This window comes from Caballeronia sp. ATUFL_M2_KS44 (assembly GCF_023630965.1).
In the GTDB taxonomy this organism is placed as follows: domain Bacteria; phylum Pseudomonadota; class Gammaproteobacteria; order Burkholderiales; family Burkholderiaceae; genus Caballeronia; species Caballeronia concitans.
Genome location: NZ_JALQEA010000006.1, coordinates 993,478 through 1,011,521 on the forward strand (window position 1 = coordinate 993,478; position 18,044 = coordinate 1,011,521).

General features: G+C 64.0%; 15 protein-coding genes and 1 tRNA gene. 11 read left to right on the forward strand and 5 right to left on the reverse strand.

Annotated elements, in window-relative coordinates; translation table 11 throughout:
* The first annotated feature begins 58 nt into the window (after positions 1-58).
* A tRNA-Leu gene (locus tag NCR39_RS04660) sits at positions 59-143 on the forward strand.
* A 57-nt stretch (positions 144-200) separates the two neighbouring features.
* Here NCR39_RS04660 and NCR39_RS04665 read toward each other — a convergent pair.
* The gene (locus tag NCR39_RS04665; protein WP_250450991.1) at positions 201-482 is read right to left on the reverse strand and encodes a hypothetical protein; all 282 of its coding nucleotides are present in this window, start codon (positions 480-482) and stop codon (positions 201-203) included.
* Positions 483-655: 173 nt separating this feature from the next.
* Between NCR39_RS04665 and NCR39_RS04670 the strand changes: the two genes are divergently transcribed.
* The 3 genes from NCR39_RS04670 (at position 656) to NCR39_RS04680 (ending at position 2,165) form a co-directional block, all read left to right on the forward strand.
* The gene (locus NCR39_RS04670) at positions 656-1,003 is read left to right on the forward strand and encodes a hypothetical protein (protein ID WP_250450992.1); all 348 of its coding nucleotides are present in this window, start codon (positions 656-658) and stop codon (positions 1,001-1,003) included.
* A gap of 111 nt (positions 1,004-1,114) precedes the next feature.
* Positions 1,115-1,699 carry a TMEM175 family protein gene (locus NCR39_RS04675; RefSeq protein WP_250450993.1) on the forward strand — a complete coding sequence of 195 codons (585 nt, stop codon included), beginning with the start codon at positions 1,115-1,117 and terminating at the stop codon, positions 1,697-1,699.
* A 7-nt stretch (positions 1,700-1,706) separates the two neighbouring features.
* On the forward strand, positions 1,707-2,165 hold the full coding sequence (locus tag NCR39_RS04680; RefSeq protein WP_250451466.1) for a metallophosphoesterase family protein: 459 nt from the start codon (positions 1,707-1,709) through the stop codon (positions 2,163-2,165).
* A gap of 60 nt (positions 2,166-2,225) precedes the next feature.
* Here the strand turns inward: NCR39_RS04680 and proP are convergent, their stop codons facing one another.
* The 3 genes from proP to argA all read right to left on the reverse strand — a co-directional run bounded on the left by proP (position 2,226) and on the right by argA (position 6,081).
* Positions 2,226-3,710: a glycine betaine/L-proline transporter ProP gene (proP, locus tag NCR39_RS04685; RefSeq protein ID WP_250450994.1), complete on the reverse strand. Its 1,485-nt coding sequence runs from the start codon at positions 3,708-3,710 to the stop codon at positions 2,226-2,228.
* A gap of 663 nt (positions 3,711-4,373) precedes the next feature.
* Positions 4,374-4,646, reverse strand: a complete 273-nt coding sequence (locus NCR39_RS04690; protein ID WP_040048806.1) for an oxidative damage protection protein — start codon at positions 4,644-4,646, stop codon at positions 4,374-4,376.
* A gap of 64 nt (positions 4,647-4,710) precedes the next feature.
* A complete protein-coding gene (gene argA, locus NCR39_RS04695) occupies positions 4,711-6,081 on the reverse strand; it encodes an amino-acid N-acetyltransferase (protein ID WP_502800158.1) in 1,371 nt (456 codons plus the stop codon).
* 22 nt (positions 6,082-6,103) lie between these two features.
* On the opposite strand from argA, the gene hrpA reads away from it, so the two are divergent.
* The 6 genes from hrpA (at position 6,104) to NCR39_RS04725 (ending at position 15,655) form a co-directional block, all read left to right on the forward strand.
* On the forward strand, positions 6,104-10,873 hold the full coding sequence (gene hrpA / locus NCR39_RS04700) for an ATP-dependent RNA helicase HrpA (RefSeq protein ID WP_250450996.1): 4,770 nt from the start codon (positions 6,104-6,106) through the stop codon (positions 10,871-10,873).
* A gap of 145 nt (positions 10,874-11,018) precedes the next feature.
* Complete coding sequence (locus NCR39_RS04705) at positions 11,019-12,041, forward strand: YVTN family beta-propeller repeat protein (protein WP_250450997.1); 1,023 nt, start codon at positions 11,019-11,021, stop codon at positions 12,039-12,041.
* Between the two features lie 128 nt (positions 12,042-12,169).
* Positions 12,170-13,186, forward strand: a complete 1,017-nt coding sequence (locus tag NCR39_RS04710; protein ID WP_250450998.1) for a sterol desaturase family protein — start codon at positions 12,170-12,172, stop codon at positions 13,184-13,186.
* A gap of 90 nt (positions 13,187-13,276) precedes the next feature.
* Complete coding sequence (locus NCR39_RS04715) at positions 13,277-14,134, forward strand: EI24 domain-containing protein (protein ID WP_250450999.1); 858 nt, start codon at positions 13,277-13,279, stop codon at positions 14,132-14,134.
* 10 nt (positions 14,135-14,144) lie between these two features.
* On the forward strand, positions 14,145-14,963 hold the full coding sequence (locus NCR39_RS04720; protein WP_250451000.1) for a competence/damage-inducible protein A: 819 nt from the start codon (positions 14,145-14,147) through the stop codon (positions 14,961-14,963).
* A complete protein-coding gene (locus NCR39_RS04725; protein ID WP_250451001.1) occupies positions 14,960-15,655 on the forward strand; it encodes a copper homeostasis protein CutC in 696 nt (231 codons plus the stop codon). The genes NCR39_RS04720 and NCR39_RS04725 overlap by 4 nt, the downstream gene beginning before the upstream one ends.
* Before the next feature lie 15 nt (positions 15,656-15,670).
* Here NCR39_RS04725 and NCR39_RS04730 read toward each other — a convergent pair whose 3' ends face one another.
* Complete coding sequence (locus NCR39_RS04730; RefSeq protein WP_250451002.1) at positions 15,671-16,135, reverse strand: rhodanese-like domain-containing protein; 465 nt, start codon at positions 16,133-16,135, stop codon at positions 15,671-15,673.
* A gap of 370 nt (positions 16,136-16,505) precedes the next feature.
* Between NCR39_RS04730 and glnA the strand changes: the two genes are divergently transcribed.
* Positions 16,506-17,921, forward strand: a complete 1,416-nt coding sequence (glnA, locus tag NCR39_RS04735; RefSeq protein ID WP_035961014.1) for a type I glutamate--ammonia ligase — start codon at positions 16,506-16,508, stop codon at positions 17,919-17,921.
* The last annotated feature ends 123 nt before the right edge of the window (positions 17,922-18,044 follow it).

Sequence of the window (18,044 nt, forward strand, 5' to 3'; positions counted from 1 at the left end):
CGCGCGCCGTCACGCGGTCCTGACACGGCGCACACGATGGTAGAATCGCGTCCGCCCTGCCGGGGTGATGAAATTGGTAAACATAGCGGACTTAAAATCCGCCGCCTAACGGCTTGCCGGTTCAAGTCCGGTCCCCGGCACCAGGGCGCGAATCACTGCATGGCCGACGAACGGCATCCCTACGCCGAAACCGTCGCGTTTCAAACCGCGTGCCCCAGCACGCGCGCCACGTAATGCCGTCCCCACGCTTCGCCATGCGCGAGCGCCTCTGCGACCGTCTCGAACGGACCGTGATCGCCCATCATTTCGCCCGAGTCGTCGGCGAGCGTCGATCCGTGCACCGGGCGCCGGTCCGCGCGCGTCACACGCACGCGAATCGCGTAGCCTTCGACGGGCGTTTCATCTTTGCCATCGCCCTGCAACGGCCTCGGCACCGCGCTGATAGCCAGCATGTAATCGCCTACTTCGATGTCCTTCTGCATGGCGGCCTCCGCATCGTCGGGCGGGAAACGAATCATCAAACGAGACTTGCGCCGATTGTGCTACCGCGCCCGAGCGTCGAACAAGTGCTTCGCGCGTGTTATAAAGCTTCGCCGCCAACTCACATTTCGCTCCGATGCGCCCGCGCCGCGTCGGGCATCGACCGATTCCTTCGATGAACATCCGCTCCCGCCTGCTTCCGCTTCTCACGATTCCGCTCGCGCTCATGGCCGGCTGCACATCCTATTACCGCAACATCGACGCGTGCAAGGAACGGATGCGCGCCGAATATCCGGATGCCGCGAGCGCGCCGCTGAAAGTCACCGGTTCGGGCGCGGCCATTCACGGCTCGCGCGTCGTCGTGCACGGCACGATCAAAACGCCGGCGACGCCGCCCGCGACCAAGACGACCGACACGCCCGCCGCCGCCGAATGCACCTTCGCCGACAACACGCTGACGGCCTTCCAGTGGCTCGCGCCCGCGAAGCTCGTGCCGAAGCCGCAGGCGGACGACGAACAGTAGGCATCGCCAGACGCGCGTGATTGAAAGCCATTCGACAACCTCGCGCACCTCACGCATAATCGGCGACTGACTTGCCACGGCTCGGTCGAAGCCAACTCGCGAGGACATCCAATGGGCAAGACCCGGCTCGAAGCGTTCAGCGATGGCGTCATCGCGATCATCATCACGATCATGGTGCTGGAACTCAAAGTTCCGCACGGCGACGACTTCGCCGCGCTCGCGCCGCTCGTTCCCGTGCTCGCCGCCTACGTGCTCAGCTTCATCTACGTCGGCATCTACTGGAGCAATCATCACCATCTGCTGCACGCCATCAAGCGCGTGAACGGCTCCGTGCTGTGGGCCAACCTGCATCTGCTCTTCTGGCTCTCGCTCTTTCCCTTCACGACGAACTGGATGGGCGAGAACCATCTCACCGCCGTGCCGACCGCGTGCTACGGCTTCGTGCTCTTCATGACGGCCGTCGCGTATTACATCCTCACGCGCGCGCTCATCTCGATGCATGGCGAAAACTCGCCGCTCGAACGCGCGCTGGGCGCGGATCGCAAGGGCAAGATCTCCGTGCTGCTGTATCTCGCGGCGATCGCGGCGTCGTTCTGGCAGCCGTGGATCGCCGCCGCGATCTATGCGATCGTCGCGGCCGTATGGCTCGTGCCGGACCGGCGCATCGAACGCATGCTGGTGAGCGAGGAGCAATGACGCGGTGATTCGCATCGGCCTCATCTCCGACACGCACAATCTCGTGCGCCCCGAAGCGCTCGACGCATTGCGCGACTGCGCTCACATCATCCACGCGGGCGATATCTGCAGGCGCGAAGTCCTCGACGCGCTGGCGTCGCTCGCACCGCTCACCGTCGTGCGCGGCAACAACGATATCGGCGAGGGCGTCGCGTCGCTGCCGGAACATGCGCGCATCGAACTGGGCGGCGCGACGATCCACGTCGTGCACGATATCGCCGATGTCCCCGCGCCACTCGACGGCGTCGATGTCGTCGTGACCGGGCATTCGCACAAGCCGGTCGTCGCGCGGCGCGACGGCGTGCTGTTCGTGAATCCGGGCAGCGCGGGGCCGCGGCGCTTCAAGTTGCCGATCACGGTCGCATTGCTCGACATCGATGCCGATGGCGAAAAAGTCGATGCGCGCATCGTGACGCTCATCGAATAGCGATAAAAAAAGGGCCGGCGCATGACGCGCCGGCCCTTCTTTCACATCGACCGCATTTGCTTATGCGCGGGCGGCGTTGTCGAACATGGAATCGTCCATTTCCGCAGCCTCGCGATGGCCGCGCAGGATCGCGTGCGCTTCCGAGTGCGACGCCACCGCGGGCGGCGAGCCCTTCAGCGGCTTCTTCGCAGTCTCGTGCAGCGCGAGCACCGACACGATGCCGATCACCGACGCGCCCATCAGATAGTACGCGGGCATCATCAGCATGCCGGTCTTGTCGACGAGCCATGCAGTGACGAGCGGCGTCGTGCCGCCGAACAGCGATACCGACACGTTGAAGCCGATCGCGAGCGCGCCATAGCGGATCTTCGTCGGGAAGAGCGCCGGCAGCGAGGAGGGCATCACGCCCGTGAACGTCGAAAGCAGCGCGCCGAGAATCATCATGCCCGCGAAAACCGACGGCATCGTGCCGACGCGAATCAGCGTGAGCGCGGGAATCGACAGCACCAGCAAGCCGACGCAGCCCGCGAGCATCACCGGCTTGCGGCCGATCGCATCCGACAGACGGCCCGCGAGCAGCGTGAGCGGCACCATCAGCACCATCACCACGAGCACGATGAAGAGGCCATGCGTCTCATTGAACTTGAGCGTCGCGGACAGATAACTCGGCAGATACGACAGCGCCATGTAGTCGGTCACGTTGAAGATCAGCACGAGGCCGACGCATTGCAGAAGCGGCTTCCACTGCTGCACGAGCGTTTCGCGGAACTGCGTCTTCGTGGTTTCGTTCGCGGCCGCTTCCATCTTGTCGGCTTCGCGCTGGAACGCGGGCGTCTCTTCGAGCTTCATGCGGATATACAAGCCGATCAGACCGAGCGGACCCGCCACCAGGAACGGAATGCGCCAGCCCCAGCCGAGCAGCGCATCATGCGACAGCACGCCGGTCAGCACCGCGACCACGCCCGCGCCGAGCACGTAGCCGACGAGCGTGCCGCATTCCAGAAAGCTCGACATGAAGCCGCGCTTCTTGTCCGGCGAGAATTCGGCGATGAACGTCGCCGCGCCGCCGTACTCGCCGCCCGTCGAAAAGCCCTGCACGAGCCGCGCGACGAGCAGCAGCACGGGCGCCATCACGCCGATGCTGTCGTAGCTCGGAATCAGGCCGATACAGAACGTGCCGATGGCCATCATGATCATCGTCATCGCGAGCACGCGCTTGCGGCCGATGCGGTCGCCGAGCGGGCCGAACACCATGCCGCCGAGCGGACGCACGAGGAACGCGGCGGCAAACGTGCCGAAGGTCGCGAGCAGCTGCGCGGTCGGGCTGCTCGACGGGAAGAACACCTTGCCGAGCGTCACGGCGATGTAGCTGTACACGCCGAAGTCGAACCATTCCATCGCGTTGCCGATGGCCATGGCGCCGACGGCGCGCTTGAGAAGTGATTGATCGACGATGGTGATGTCGTCGAGCGTGAGACTGGTCGATGCATTCGATGCCTGGGACGCAGTGCGCTTGCGCCAGAGGCCGTCGTGTAGAGCGGTCATAGGTTGAAGAACTCCGTGTTCAAGTGCCCAGCGCTCGTGCGAAAACGGCCGCGAAAAGCGTCGGGCGCGCCGGCGAGCGGCGCGTATTGCCGGATAGTGCAGTTTCGTGACGGCGCCGCAGCGCATTCGGATCGTCGATGCGAAAGACGATGGCTTCCCGCGCGCCGGACGAGGAGGCCCGACGCGGAAGATCGAATGACAAAGCACGGTGCCGGTGCCTCGCGGCGGAAGTCGCGAAATTGCACTCGGGATGAAACAAACGAATTTGACGGGCGGACGGCGAACTCGGGGAGCTGCCGCGGGTGGAACCGCTACGTCGGCGAAACTACAAGGCTTGGAACGAAAAAGGCCGGCGTGCGCGAAAAACGCTAAATACCGACAAGCCTCTTTGTATGAAAACTGTCACTACCACGCAGTGTTTGATGCAACCGTCTGCGCGTGAATGATGGTGAATTGCTGTTGATAACGAGCGAGATGATAACACGATGACAGACGATGTGCAAACCGGCCCGTCCGCCGGGCACCGCGCGCATCGCTGAATGCCTTATGTGGCCTAGGATTCGGCCTAGTCGTGTCTTAACTTTTTAGTACCTAATTCGGACGCAACGGTCAACAAAAAACCGACCACGGCGGGTCGGTTTTTCGTCGAAGCAAAAGGCCGGATCAGCTTTGCGGCGGCACGTAGCCGGAAGCGGTATCGGCGCCTTCGCCGAAGAAGTACTTCTCGGTCTGCTTGATCAGATACTGGCGCGCGCGCGGATCGGCCATGTTCAGGCGATTCTCGTTGATGAGCATCGTCTGTTGCTTGAGCCAGCCTTGCCACGCTTCCTTCGAGACCGTCTCGTAGATGCGCTTGCCGAGTTCGCCCGGCAGCGGCGGAAAGTCCAGTCCCTCGGCTTCCTTGCCGAGTTTTGCGCATTGAATCATTCGGGCCATCGTGTGTTTCTCCTGTATCGGGTGCGGGACGCGTTTTATGAGTGCGCGCGTCCGGAAATCGTGTTCAAAGCTGTTTCATCAGCACGAGCGACTTGCGCTGCCAGTTGTAGAGGCGGCGGCGGTCTTCGGGCAGATCGTCCACCGTGACTTTCACGAAGCCGCGTTTGAGGAACCAGTGCTCGGTGCGCGTCGTGAGCACGAAGATGCGCGTGAGGCCGCGCGCGCGGGCGCGCTGCTCGATGCGCTTCAGGAGCCGCTCGCCGTCGCCCGAGCCTTGCGCTTCCGGCGCGACCGTCAGGCACGCCATCTCGCCGATGCGCTCCTGCGTGTACGGATAAAGCGCCGCGCAGCCGAAGAGCACGCCGTCGTGCTCGATGACCGAAAAGTGGTCGATATCCCGCTCGATCTGGTGACGCCCGCGCCGCACGAGCGTGCCGTCGGATTCGAGCGGCTCGATCAGCGTGAGAATGCCGCCGACGTCGTCGGGCGTGGCTTCGCGCAGGCTTTCGAGGTTCTCGTACGAAATCATCGTGCCGACGCCGTCGTGCAGGAAGAGTTCGAGCAAGACACTGCCGTCGAGCGCGTACGGAATGATGTGCGCGCGCGCGACGCCGCCTCGGCAGGCGCGGATCGCGTGTTTCAGATAGAACGCGGTGTCGCCCTGAAGCTCGCCGGATTCGTGCAGACGATAGGCGTCGTCGAGCGACATTTCGCGCACGAGTTCGCCTTCCTGATCGACGAGGCCGGGGATTTCGGTGACGAAGATGATCTTGTCGGCGCGCAGCGCGATGGCCGCGGCGGACGCGACGTCTTCCATCGACAGGTTGAACGCCTCGCCCGTCGGCGAAAAGCCGAGCGACGACAGCAGCACGAGCTTGTTGCTCGCGAGCGACTGGCGGATGGAATCGCCGTCGATCTTGCGCACGACGCCCGTGTGCTGGAAATCCACGCCGTCCAGAATGCCGACCGGCCGCGCCGTCACGAAGTTGCCCGACACGACGCTGATGTGCGCGTGAGCCATCGGCGTGTTCGGCAAGCCCTGGCTGATCGCGGCCTCGATGTCGAGGCGCACTTCGCCGGCGGCTTCCTTCGCGGATTCGAGCGCGCGGGCATCCGTTATGCGAAGCCCATGCGAAAACGACGATTCGACCCCGTGCAGGCTCAACTGTTCGTCGAGCTGCGGGCGCGAGCCGTGCACGAGCACGACGTGGATGCCCATGGCGTGCAGCAGGCCGACGTCCTGCACCAGCGCGTTGAGCCGTCCTTCCTGCACCAGTTCTCCGCCGAACGCGACGACGAATGTCTTGTTCCGGAACGCGTGAATATACGGGGCGACGGAGCGCATCCAGTCGACGAACTGGGCGAGGGGATTGGGCGCGTCGGCTTCCATTGCGGCCGGCTGCGACGCGAGGGTGAGGTCGGTTTGGGAATTCATGCCGGGATTATAATGCGACGCTATGCCGAATGTTTTCAAACGCCCCGCGCAGCCGGGCAAGCCGCAATCCGCCGATAAAGCCCTCGATACCCAGGAGCAGTTGAAGAAGCTGCGTGAGAATCTCTTGCGCGAGGCGAAGTCCGGCGCGGAAGAAGAGGGACTCAGCAAGAAGGAACTGGCGGCGCGCCGGTTCGCCGGGGCGGGGGGCGCGCAGAAGGCGCCAACGCAGGGCGCGCGCGGTGCGGAAGTGCCGCAAAAGCAGCCGCGTTCCGGCGACGTGGCCGCACGCGCCGTGAGTCCCGGGACGTCATCATTACGCGATGCGGGCGGCAGCAAATCGTCGATGCGTCCGCAGGGTGCGGTCGGGTCGAAGGCGGATGTGGTTCCCGGCAAGACCGGCGGACGCGCGCAGTCGCGCGAGAATCGCGATTCGCGCACCGATCGCCATGCGCCGCACACGAAAGATTCGACGCAGCGAAGCGCCGAATTATCGAACCGCGATACGCATAACCAGCAGACGCAAGCGAGCGTCGATCGTAAACAGGAAGCGGCGCAACGACGCGACCGCAGTCAACGCCCCGACGACTCCGCGCAGCAGACCGCCCGCGCGCCCAACCGCGATAAGCAATCGTCCGACACGCGACGCACCGAGGCGAGCGTCGATCGCAACGCTAAGGCTGACCGAAGCCCGCGCGCCCCGCGCCCCGACGCCGCCGCGCAGCACACCGCCCGCGCGCCGAATCGCGATACGCGCAGCGCTCAGGCGCATTCGTCCGAAGCGAAACGCCCGAAACCCGACACTGACCGCAGCGAGCGCGCGGAACGCGTCGCAGTTCAGAGCGCGCGCCGTCAGCCACGCCCCGACGACTCCGCGCCGGAAGCCGCCCGCGCATCGAACCGCGATGCGCCCGCCCGCCGCCCCCGCGAGCCGCGCGTCGTCACACCGAATCCGATCCCGCCGATCACGTTCCCCGAAGCGCTGCCCGTCTCGGGCCGACGCGAGGAAATCGCGCGCGCGATCGAAGCGAATCAGGTCGTGATCGTCAGCGGCGAAACCGGCTCGGGCAAAACCACGCAGCTTCCGAAAATCTGCCTCGCGCTCGGACGCGGTCTCGGCGCGGGCGGCCGCGGCCTCATCGGTCACACGCAGCCGCGCCGTATCGCGGCATCGGCGACGGGGCGGCGCATCGCGGAGGAACTCGGCACGCCGTTCGGCGAAGTCGTCGGCTACAAGGTGCGTTTCACGGACAACCTCGCGCCGGGCGCGTCCGTCAAGCTGATGACGGACGGCATCCTGCTCGCGGAAACGCAGACCGATCCGCTGCTGAACGCCTACGACACGATCATCATCGACGAGGCGCACGAGCGCAGCCTCAACATCGACTTTCTGCTCGGCTATCTGAAAGAAATCCTGCCGAAGCGCCCCGACCTGAAGCTGATCGTGACGTCCGCGACTATCGACGCCGAGCGTTTCGCGCGTCATTTCGGCAGCGATGAAAAGCCCGCGCCCGTGATCGAAGTGAGCGGGCGGCTGTATCCGGTTGAAGTGCGTTATCGGCCGATCGAAGAGGAAAGCGAGGCCGTCAAGAACGCGCAAGGCACGGCGCAGAAACGCAACGACCGCAAGACGGATCGCGATCTGATGGAAGGCATCGTCGATGCCGTCGATGAACTCTGCCGCGTCGGCCCCGGCGATGTCCTCGTGTTCCTGCCCGGCGAGCGCGAAATCCGCGACGCGGCGGAAGCGCTGCGCAAGCACCATCCGCCGCACACGGAAATTTTGCCGCTCTTCGCGCGCCTTTCCGCGCAGGAGCAGGAGCGCGTGTTCAGGCCGTCGAACGCGCGGCGGATCGTGCTCGCCACGAACGTCGCGGAAACGTCGCTGACGGTGCCGGGCATTCGCTACGTCGTCGATACGGGCAGCGCGCGCGTGAAGCGCTATTCGTACCGCAACAAGGTCGAGCAGTTGCAGATCGAGCCGGTTTCGCAGGCGGCGGCGAATCAGCGCGCGGGGCGCTGCGGGCGCGTGGCGGACGGCGTGTGCATCCGTCTTTACGACGAAGCCGATTTCCAGGCGCGGCCGCGCTTCACCGATCCGGAAATCCTGCGCTCGTCGCTCGCGGCGGTCATTCTGCGCATGAAGTCGCTGCATCTGACGGCGATCGAAACGTTTCCGTTCATCGAGCCGCCGCCGGGCCGCGCGATCGCGGACGGCTATCAGTTGCTGAACGAACTCGGCGCCGTCGATGACGACAACGCGCTGACCAGTCTTGGCCGCGAACTCGCGCGCCTGCCGCTCGATCCGCGCGTCGGCCGCATGATTCTCGCCGCGCGCGAGCATCACGCGCTGACCGAAGTGCTCGTGATCGCATCGGCGCTGTCGGTGCAGGATCCGCGCGACCGGCCGATCGAGGCGCAGGAGCAGGCGGACCAGGCGCATCGGCAATTCGTCGACGAGCGCTCCGAATTCCTGCAATGGACTCGCATCTGGAAGTGGTTCGAGGAAGCCGTCGCGCACAAGAAGTCGAACAAGCAACTCGCCGATGCCTGCCGCGCGAACTTCCTGTCGCATCTGCGTCTGCGCGAATGGCGCGACGTGCATTCGCAATTGCTGACGGTCGTGCGCGAGCAGGGCTGGCGCCTGAACGAATCGGATGCGACCTTCGAGCAGATTCATCTCTCGCTCCTGACGGGGCTGCTCGGCAATATCGGCCTCAAAGCCGACGACGAACCGCATTACCTCGGCGCGCGCGGCATCAAGTTCCATCTGTGGCCCGGCTCCGCGCTGCTGAAGAAAGCGGGGCGCTGGGTGATGGCGGGCGAACTCGTCGAGACGAGCCGTCTGTATGCGCGGACGATCGCGAAAATCGAGCCGGAATGGTTGGAAACCGTCGGCGGGCATTTGCTGCGCAAGTCGCTGTCGGACGCGCATTGGGAGAAAAAAGCGGCGCAGGTCGTCGCGTTCGAGCGCGCGACGCTCTACGGCCTCACCGTCTACGCGCGGCGGCGCGTGAGCTTCGGCAAGCAGGACGCGAAATACGCGCGCGAGCTGTTCATTCGTGGCGCGCTCGTCGAAGGCGAATTCGACACGCGCCTGCCGTTCTTCGCGCACAACCGCAAGCTGGTCGCGGATATCGAGCAACTGGAGCACAAGTCGCGCCGCCAGGACGTGCTCGTCGACGACGAACTCATCTACGGCTTCTACGATTCGCTGATTCCCGAAGGCATGTGGACGGGCGCGGCGTTCGAACGCTGGTATCGCGACGAGCAGAAGAAAGAGGGCAACGAGAAGCTCCTCTTCCTTTCGCGCGACGACCTGATGCGCCACGAAGCCGCCGGCGTCACGACCGATCTCTTCCCGAAGCGCATGACGATGTCCGGCATCGAAATGACGCTCTCGTATCACTTCGAGCCGGGCGCGCCGCGCGATGGCGTGACGCTCACGGTGCCGCTGTACGGGCTGAATCAGATCGATGCGCGCCGCGTCGAATGGCTCGTGCCCGGCATGATCAAGGAAAAGACGCAGTTGCTGCTGAAGTCGCTGCCGCAAAAGCTGCGCCGCCACGTGGTGCCGTTGCCGGAATATGCGGCGGGTTTCGCGGAACGTCATTCGGGGCCGAAATTCGGCGCGGGCGGACTGGTCGATGCGCTCATCGCCGATATTCGCGAGCAAACGCAAGTCGCCGTGAAAAGCGCGGATTTCAAGCTCGAAACGCTGTCCGCGCATCTTTTCATGAATTTCAAGGTGATCGACGAGCACGGCCGTCAGCTCGCGATGGGCCGCAATCTCGCGCAATTGCGCGCGGAACTCGGCGGACAGGCGCAGCAGCAGTTCCAGAAGCTGACCGCGACGGCCGCGCTCGACGCGCTTTCGAACGAAACGAACGCGCCGCAGACGCAAACGCAGACGCAATCGCCGCAGACCGGCGAAAGCACCGCGCTCTACGAAAACCTGACGACGTGGAATTTCGGCAAGCTGCCGGAGTTGCTCGAGATTCGCCGTCGCGGGCAGACGCTTTTCGGCTATCCGGCGCTCGTGGATCGCGTCACGCATTGCGACGTCGAAGTGTTCGATTCGCCCGAGGAAGCGGCGCGGATTCATCGCGCGGGGCTGCGGCGGCTTTTCGCGCTGCAACTGCGCGAGCCGATCCGCTATCTGGAGCGCAATCTGCCTGGCTTGCGCGAAATGTCGATGCAATACATGGCGCTCGGCACCGCCGATGAATTGCGCGATCAGATCGTCGAGACGGCGCTGGATCGCGCGTGCCTGCAAGACCCGCTGCCCGACGACGACGCCAGCTTCCACGCGCGCCGCGACGCGGCCAAGGGCCGGCTCACGCTGCTCGCGCAGGAAATCGCGCGGCTCGTCGGGACGATCCTCGCGGAATACGCGGCATTGGCGAAGAAGCTCGCGCAGGCGAAGCCGTTCCCCGCCGCGTACGCCGACATGCAGGCGCAGTTGAACGCGCTCATCGGCAAGCGTTTCGTGATCGACACGCCGTACGCGCAGCTCGCGCATTTCCCGCGCTATTTGAAGGGCATCGGCCTGCGTATCGACAAGCTGAAGGCCGATCCGTCCCGCGATGCGCGTCTCTCGGCCGACTTTCTGCCGCTCGCTCAGAATTATCAGCGGGCGATGTCGCAGCGCGGCGGCGTCGCGGATGCGCGGCTCGCCGAATATCGATGGCTGCTCGAAGAACTGCGCGTATCGCTTTTCGCGCAGGAATTGCGCACGCCGATGCCGGTTTCGGTCAAGCGGCTTCACAAGGTCTGGGAATCGTTGCAGCGCTAGCCCGCGCGCCGGATGCGCGAAAGCGCCGCGAAAAGCGGCATTTCTTGCGCCGGCGCATCCCATTGCGCAAAAAGAGCCGCAGAGTCAACGTGTTGCAGCATGCAAACGTTCTACAATGACGCCTGCTTTCCGACGTGAACAATTCATGCGCTCCAATTTCTTCTCCGGCCGCCTGCGCGCGGCCGCCGCACGCGCCACGCGTCTCGTGGTTCCCGTTACCGCAGCGCTTGCCGCCACGGCGGCTTTCGCCAACAACGTCATCGTGCTCAATTCGGCGGAAGCCACGCTGAGCCTCATCGACGAAAACACGCATCAGGTCGTCGGCACCGTGCCGACGGGCAAGGAGCCGCACCATCTGATGCCGACGCCCGATAACTCGTCGCTGATCGTGGCGAATTCGGTGTCGAATAATCTGATGTTCGTCGATCCTAAAACCGGCGGTCTGCAGCGCTGGGTGCAGGACATTGAAGACCCGTATCAGATCGGCTTTTCGCCCGACCGCAAGTGGTTCGTCTCGACCGGGCTGCGGCTCGATCGCCTGGACATTTACCACTTCGACGGCAAGGCGCTGACGCTTGCCAAGCGCCTGCCGCTCGCGACCATGCCGAGCCACATCGCGTTCACGAACGACAGCAAGACGGCGTTCATTTCGCTGCAGGTGTCGGGCGAAATCGCGGCAATCGATCTGCCGACGCAGACGGTGAAATGGAAAATGAAAGTCGGTCCGGTGCCGGCCGGCGTCTGGCTCACGCCGGGCGACAAGAATCTGCTCGTCGGCATGACGGGCGCGGATTACGTCGCGGTGGTGGATCTCGCCACGCAAAAGGTCATCAAGACCATCCCGACCGGCAAGGGCGCGCACAACTTCCGTTCGCTCGTGGATGGCCGGCACGTGCTGATTTCGAATCGCGTGGCGAACACCATCAGCATCATCGATGAAGAGACGCTCACGAACGTCGGCAACATCACCGGTCTCTTGCCCGGACCGGACGACATGGAACTTTCCGCCGACAAGAAGTATCTCTGGGTGACGTTCCGCTTCGCGAAGCATGTCGGCGTGATCGACCTTGCAAATCGCAAGCTGATCGAGACCATCAAGGTCGGACGCTCGCCGCACGGCATTTATTTCTACAATCGCGCGCCGGTGACCTCGCCGAACGGCGCCTGACGCGTCGCGGCGAACGCCACGGCGAATGGGTAGGGCACAGGGCGCTCGCGGGCGCCCTGTACTACGATTGAGCCAAGGGCCGCAGTTTCGACGTTTCACCCGGCCCCGTTTCTGTTCCACGGAGCACCATGTTTCAGTTCATTCTTTCGTCTCTCGACAGTTTCGTCTCCGCGCTGCAGACCACGCTTTACGTGGATGTGGTGCAGCCGCTGCTGTTCAAGCTCGGCATGATGGACTACGACGAGGACACCTACGACGCGCTGTACTGGGTGATCGTCGGCGTGCTGGAAGTAATGGCGATGTACGCCGTCCTGCGTCCGCTCGAAGCGCTGCGGCCCGCCGAAACGTGGACGGATCGCAAGGGCGTGCGCGTGGACGTGCTGTACACGTGGATCGTCAAGCTCGGCATCCTGAACCTGTTTTTCTTCTTCACGTTCCAGCCGCTTTTCGATTCGCTGCAAAGCTGGCTGCGCATTCACAACGTGCCGACGCTGGAAATCGATAATCTCTGGCCCGGCGTCACCACGCAGCCGCTCGTCACGTTCATCATCTACCTCGTGCTGCTGGATCTGGCGGGATACTGGTATCACCGGCTGGAGCATCGCTTCGGCATCTGGTGGGAACTGCACGCGGTGCATCACAGCCAGCAGAAGATGTCGCTCTGGTCCGACGACCGCAACCATCTGCTCGACGACATTCTGCAAGCGGGCTTTTTCGCGACGGTCGCGCTCGTGATCGGCGTGGAGCCGTCGCAGTTCGTCGTGCTCGTGGCGATCACCAATCTCATGCAAAGCGTGCAGCACGCGAACATTCGCCTGCACTTCGGATGGCTCGGCGACCGGCTGATCGTGAGTCCTGCGTTTCATCGCCGGCATCACGCCATCGGCTACGGCCACGAAGGCACCGCGTACGGCTGCAACTTCGGCGTGCTGTTTTCGTTCTGGGACATCCTGTTTCGCTCGGCGTCGTTCGACCGCACTGTCGAGCCGACCGGCATTCGCGACCAAATCGGCGCACCGGGCGTCGCGCCGGTCCACTACGGCGACGGTTTCGTCGAGCAACACTGGCTGGCGTTCAAGCGCATCGGCGCGCGGCTCGCGGCGCGTCGCGCTGCCGCTTCCGGCAAGCGTTCCGCCGCGCTCTGACGTCCGCATCTTCCGCACTTCCGCACTCGCCAGCGCGCATCCCGCGCGCTGGTTTATCCTGTCGTTTCCTCTTTTCTCGACGAATCACGCATGAATGATTTGCTGCGTTCGTTCGTGCGCGCGCTTGCGAACGTGTTTCATCCGCGCATGCTCTGGCTCACGCTGATGCCGTTCGGCGTCGCCACCCTCGTGTGGGGCGCCATCCTCTGGTATTTCTGGCAGACGCTCACCGGCACGGCCAACGGCCTGCTCGACGGCTGGGCGCTTACATCCGCGATGTATCGCCTGTTCGATGCCGTCGGGTTCTCGTCGCTGCACGCGGTCATTGCGCCGTTTCTCGTCGTCATCGTGACGATTCCGCTGATCGTCGTGACCGTGCTGCTGCTGATCGCCACGCTCTCCATGCCCGGCGTCATCAAGCTGCTCACGCGCCGTCCGAAGGGCCATTACGCCACGCTCGAAGCGCGGCACGGCGGCTCCTGGTACGGCAGCCTCGGGCATTCGGTGGTGACGACGATCGTCTGCCTCGTCGCGCTCGTCGTGACGCTGCCGCTTTGGCTCATTCCGCCGTTTTTCGCGCTGATTCCGCCGCTTTTGTGGGGCTGGCTCACATATCGCGTGATGACTTACGACGCGCTTGCGCTGCACGCGAGCGCGGACGAACGGCGCGCGATCGTGCGGAATTTGCGGTGGCCGCTGCTCGCCATCGGCATCGTGAGCGGCCTGCTCAGTTCCGTTCCGACGATGCTCTGGGCGTGGTCGGTCTGGCTGTTGCCGCTATTTCCCGTCGTCGCCGCCGTGACGATCTGGGCGTACGCGTTCATCCTGGTCTTTTCCGCGCTGTGGTTCGCGCATTACTGCCTGCACGCGCTCGAACGGCTGCGCGCGAACGAGGCGCGTTATGACGCGATCACGGTCGAGACCCGCGACGTAACACTGAAGCAATAAAGGGGCATTCATGGGCATTGGCGTCATCATCATCGGCGACGAAATCCTGTCCGGGCGGCGCATGGACAAGCATCTGCCGAAAATCATCGAACTGCTGGGCGCGCGCGGCTTGTCGCTCGACTGGGCGGAATACGTCGGCGACGATCCCGCGCGCATCACCGCGACGCTCGCGCGCACGTTCGCATCGGGCGACATCGTGTTCTCGACCGGCGGCATCGGCGCGACGCCCGACGACCACACGCGCCAGTGCGCGGCGAAAGCGCTCGGCGTGCCGCTCGAACTGCATCCGGAGGCGGCGGAACTGATCCGCGCGCGCATCCGCGACACGGCCGAGCAGGCCGGCAAGCCCGTTGAGCTGGATTCGCCCGAGAATCTGCATCGGCTGAACATGGGCACGTTCCCGAAGGGCGCCGAGATCATTCCGAACAGCTACAACAAGATTCCGGGCTTTTCCGTCGGCGATCATCACTTCGTGCCGGGCTTTCCGGTGATGGCGTGGCCGATGATCGAATGGGTGCTCGACACGAAATACGCGCATCTGCATCACGCGACGCCGTATGTCGAACGCTCGCTGCTGGTGTTTGGGCTGCCGGAATCGCGCATCACGCCGCTGATGGTCGCGATCGAGCGCGATTTCGAAGGCGTGCGCGCGTTCAGCCTGCCGAGCGTCGGCGATGCGGCTCGCGGCGCGCTCTATGCCCGCGCGCATATCGACCTCGGCGTGAAGGGCGATCCGGTGCACGCGAACGCCGCGTTCGACGTTCTGCGCGATGGCGTGATCGCGCTGGGCGGCGAAGTCGTCGAAGTGCCGGCGGAGGACGCGCAGTGATCCTGCTGGAAGTCATCGCATTGACGGCGGCCGACGCGCGCGCCGCCGAGCGCGGCGGGGCGAACCGCATCGAACTCGTCACGGCGATGGGCGAGGGCGGGCTGACGCCGAGCATCGGGCTGATCGAATCCGTCGCGCAAGCGGTGCGGATTCCGGTAAACGTGATCGTGCGGCCTCACAGCCGCTCGTTCGTCTACGACGCCGACGACTATGCGGTCATGCTGCCCGACGTCCGCGCGATCGCCAGGACGGGCGCGAACGCGATCGTCGTGGGCATGCTGACGCCGAACGGCGACATCGATACCGACGGGCTGTCGCGCGTCATCGAAGCCGCCGATGGCTTGCAGGTCACGTTTCACCGCGCATTCGACGAGGCGCGCGACCTCCACGCCGCGTTCGACACGCTGCTCAAGTTCGACGCCGTGACGAACGTGTTGACGTCGGGCGGCAAACCCTCGGTGCTCGAAGCGGCGGATACGATTCGAACGCTCGTCGCACGCTCGGCGGACACGCGTTGCACCGTGCTCGCAGGCGCGGGCTTCACGGTCGATGCCGTCGCGCCGTTCGTCGCTTCGACAGGCGTGCGCGCAGTGCACTTCGGATCGGGCGTGCGCGTGGATGGCAAGTCGCTCGCACCGGTCGATGAAGAGCGCGTTCGCCGCGTGCGCCGCCTTCTGAACGAGGCCGGCTGAGGCGTTAGCGCGGACTCACGCGCCCATCCACGGCAAGCCCCGGAAGCACCATCCCGAAACGGTCTTTCGGTGGCCTTGTCCATCCTTGTCGCCTTCGAAACCTTCCAGCAGATCGTAGGCGTTCTTGAAACCTTCCTTCTGTGCCGCGACAGCCGCGAGCTTGGACCGTGCGGCGCTTCGGCACAGGAAGAGAATGGGCGTATCCGGGGTGGCGATTTGTCGTAATTGTTCGATAAACTCAGCATTCGGCACGGAGCCGGGGTAGCGGATCCATTCGACGTGCGCGTATTGTTCGCCGTTGATGGCCGGGCGGCCGACCCAGTCGAGTTCGGCGCGCGTGCGGACGTCCACGAGGCGCGCGTTCGGTTCGAGTTGCAGCAGTTCGAAGGCTTCGGCGGGCAGCAGCGCGCCAGCGTAAGAGAGGCTGTTTTCGGCGGCCCGGCGGCTTGCCTTGTCGTACAGTTGTTCGAGCGTGCTCATGGTCGATGTCTCCGCGAGGCAGAAATAATTCATTCTAGCTTGGCGGAAGACGGCGCAAACCTATGCCGAATGGCTAACGTGGAGGCACCAAGTTGGTGCTAGGTGTGTCGAGCGCACTAAAATGGCGCGTCCAAAGGAGCGACATGGCGGAGACGCACTATACCGGTGCGAGCGACGCGAGCAGTATGTCACGCACGCAGTTCGAACCGCGCAGGATGCAGCAGAAAAACGCACGCTGCTTCAAGCGCTTAGCGCAAAGTTGGTGCGCTTGGCACGGAAGCTGCTTTTTCATCCTCGATTGAAACGGAAGTGCAGAATTGGTCGAGGCGGCGGAGCGATTCGCCGACTTTTGTTAATCAGGAGATAGGTAATGAGTAAATCCGTGGCCGACGTCATGCAACTCGTCAAGGACGAGGACGTCAAGTTTGTCGATTTCCGCTTCACCGACACGCGCGGCAAAGAACAACACGTTTCCGTGCCGGTATCGGCATTCGACGATGACAAATTTGAAAGCGGCCACGCTTTCGACGGCTCGTCCATCGCCGGCTGGAAGGGCATCGAAGCGTCGGACATGCTGCTCGTCCCGGACGCGGACACCGCCTTCATCGACCCGTTCTACGAAGAATCGACCCTCGTGCTGACCTGCGACGTGGTCGAGCCGGCCGACGGCAAGGGCTACGAGCGCGATCCGCGTTCGCTCGCGAAGCGCGCGGAAGCCTATCTCAAGAGTTCGGGCCTCGGCGACACCGCGTTCTTCGGTCCGGAACCCGAATTCTTCATTTTCGACTCGGTGCAGTGGAACACGGACCAGTCGGGCACGTTCGTGAAGATCGGCTCGGAAGAAGCGCCGTGGTCGTCGGCGAAGGAATTCGAAGGCGGCAACACGGGTCACCGTCCGGGCACGAAGGGCGGCTATTTTCCGGTCGCGCCGGTCGACACGTTCCAGGACATCCGCTCGGAAATGTGCCTGCTGCTCGAACAGATCGGCATTCCGGTCGAAGTGCACCACCACGAAGTGGCGGGCCAGGGCCAGAACGAAATCGGCACCAAGTTCTCGACGCTCGTTCAGCGCGCGGACTGGCTGCAGCAGATGAAGTACATCATCCACAACGTTGCGCACACGTACGGCAAGACGGCGACGTTCATGCCGAAGCCGATCGTCGGCGATAACGGCTCGGGCATGCACGTTCACCAGTCGATCTGGAAGGACGGTCAGAACCTGTTCGCGGGCAACGGCTACGCCGGCCTGTCGGAATTCGCGCTGTTCTACATCGGCGGGATCATCAAGCATGCTCGCGCGCTGAACGCGATCACGAACCCGGGTACGAATTCGTACAAGCGTCTCGTGCCGCACTTCGAAGCGCCCGTGAAACTGGCTTACTCGGCTCGCAACCGTTCGGCATCGATCCGTATTCCGCACGTCTCCAATCCGAAGGGCCGCCGTATCGAAACGCGCTTCCCGGATCCGCTGGCGAACCCGTACCTTTGCTTCTCCGCGCTGATGATGGCGGGTCTCGACGGCGTGCAGAACAAGATTCATCCGGGCGAAGCCGCGGACAAGAATCTGTACGACCTGCCGCCGGAAGAAGACAAGAAGATCCCGACCGTGTGTGCCGGCCTCGACCAGGCGCTGGACGCACTCGACGCGGATCGCGAGTTCCTGACGCGCGGCGGCGTGTTCACGGATTCGATGCTCGACGCTTACATCGAACTGAAGACGAACGAGCTGCAGCGTTATCGTCAGGCGGTGCATCCGATCGAGTTCGAGATGTACTACTCGCTGTAAAGCATGACGGCAGCGCTTCATTCATGGCTGTTCGATGAAGCGCGCGCCGCGATGTGATGCGACAACGAAAAGGGACGGCGCGCCGTCCCTTTTTTAATCGGCGTCGCTTGACTGACGTGTTTC

Coding starts and splice junctions, on each gene's coding strand:
- NCR39_RS04710 (WP_250450998.1), top strand. CDS start 12,170: ATGTTTCAGTTCATTCTTTCGTCTCTCGACAGTTTCGTCTCCGCGCTG.
- NCR39_RS04730 (WP_250451002.1), bottom strand. CDS start 16,135: ATGAGCACGCTCGAACAACTGTACGACAAGGCAAGCCGCCGGGCCGCC.
- proP (WP_250450994.1), bottom strand. CDS start 3,710: ATGACCGCTCTACACGACGGCCTCTGGCGCAAGCGCACTGCGTCCCAG.
- argA (WP_502800158.1), bottom strand. CDS start 6,081: ATGAATTCCCAAACCGACCTCACCCTCGCGTCGCAGCCGGCCGCAATG.
- glnA (WP_035961014.1), top strand. CDS start 16,506: ATGAGTAAATCCGTGGCCGACGTCATGCAACTCGTCAAGGACGAGGAC.
- hrpA (WP_250450996.1), top strand. CDS start 6,104: ATGCCGAATGTTTTCAAACGCCCCGCGCAGCCGGGCAAGCCGCAATCC.
- NCR39_RS04705 (WP_250450997.1), top strand. CDS start 11,019: ATGCGCTCCAATTTCTTCTCCGGCCGCCTGCGCGCGGCCGCCGCACGC.
- NCR39_RS04715 (WP_250450999.1), top strand. CDS start 13,277: ATGAATGATTTGCTGCGTTCGTTCGTGCGCGCGCTTGCGAACGTGTTT.
- NCR39_RS04690 (WP_040048806.1), bottom strand. CDS start 4,646: ATGGCCCGAATGATTCAATGCGCAAAACTCGGCAAGGAAGCCGAGGGA.
- NCR39_RS04665 (WP_250450991.1), bottom strand. CDS start 482: ATGCAGAAGGACATCGAAGTAGGCGATTACATGCTGGCTATCAGCGCG.
- NCR39_RS04670 (WP_250450992.1), top strand. CDS start 656: ATGAACATCCGCTCCCGCCTGCTTCCGCTTCTCACGATTCCGCTCGCG.
- NCR39_RS04675 (WP_250450993.1), top strand. CDS start 1,115: ATGGGCAAGACCCGGCTCGAAGCGTTCAGCGATGGCGTCATCGCGATC.
- NCR39_RS04720 (WP_250451000.1), top strand. CDS start 14,145: ATGGGCATTGGCGTCATCATCATCGGCGACGAAATCCTGTCCGGGCGG.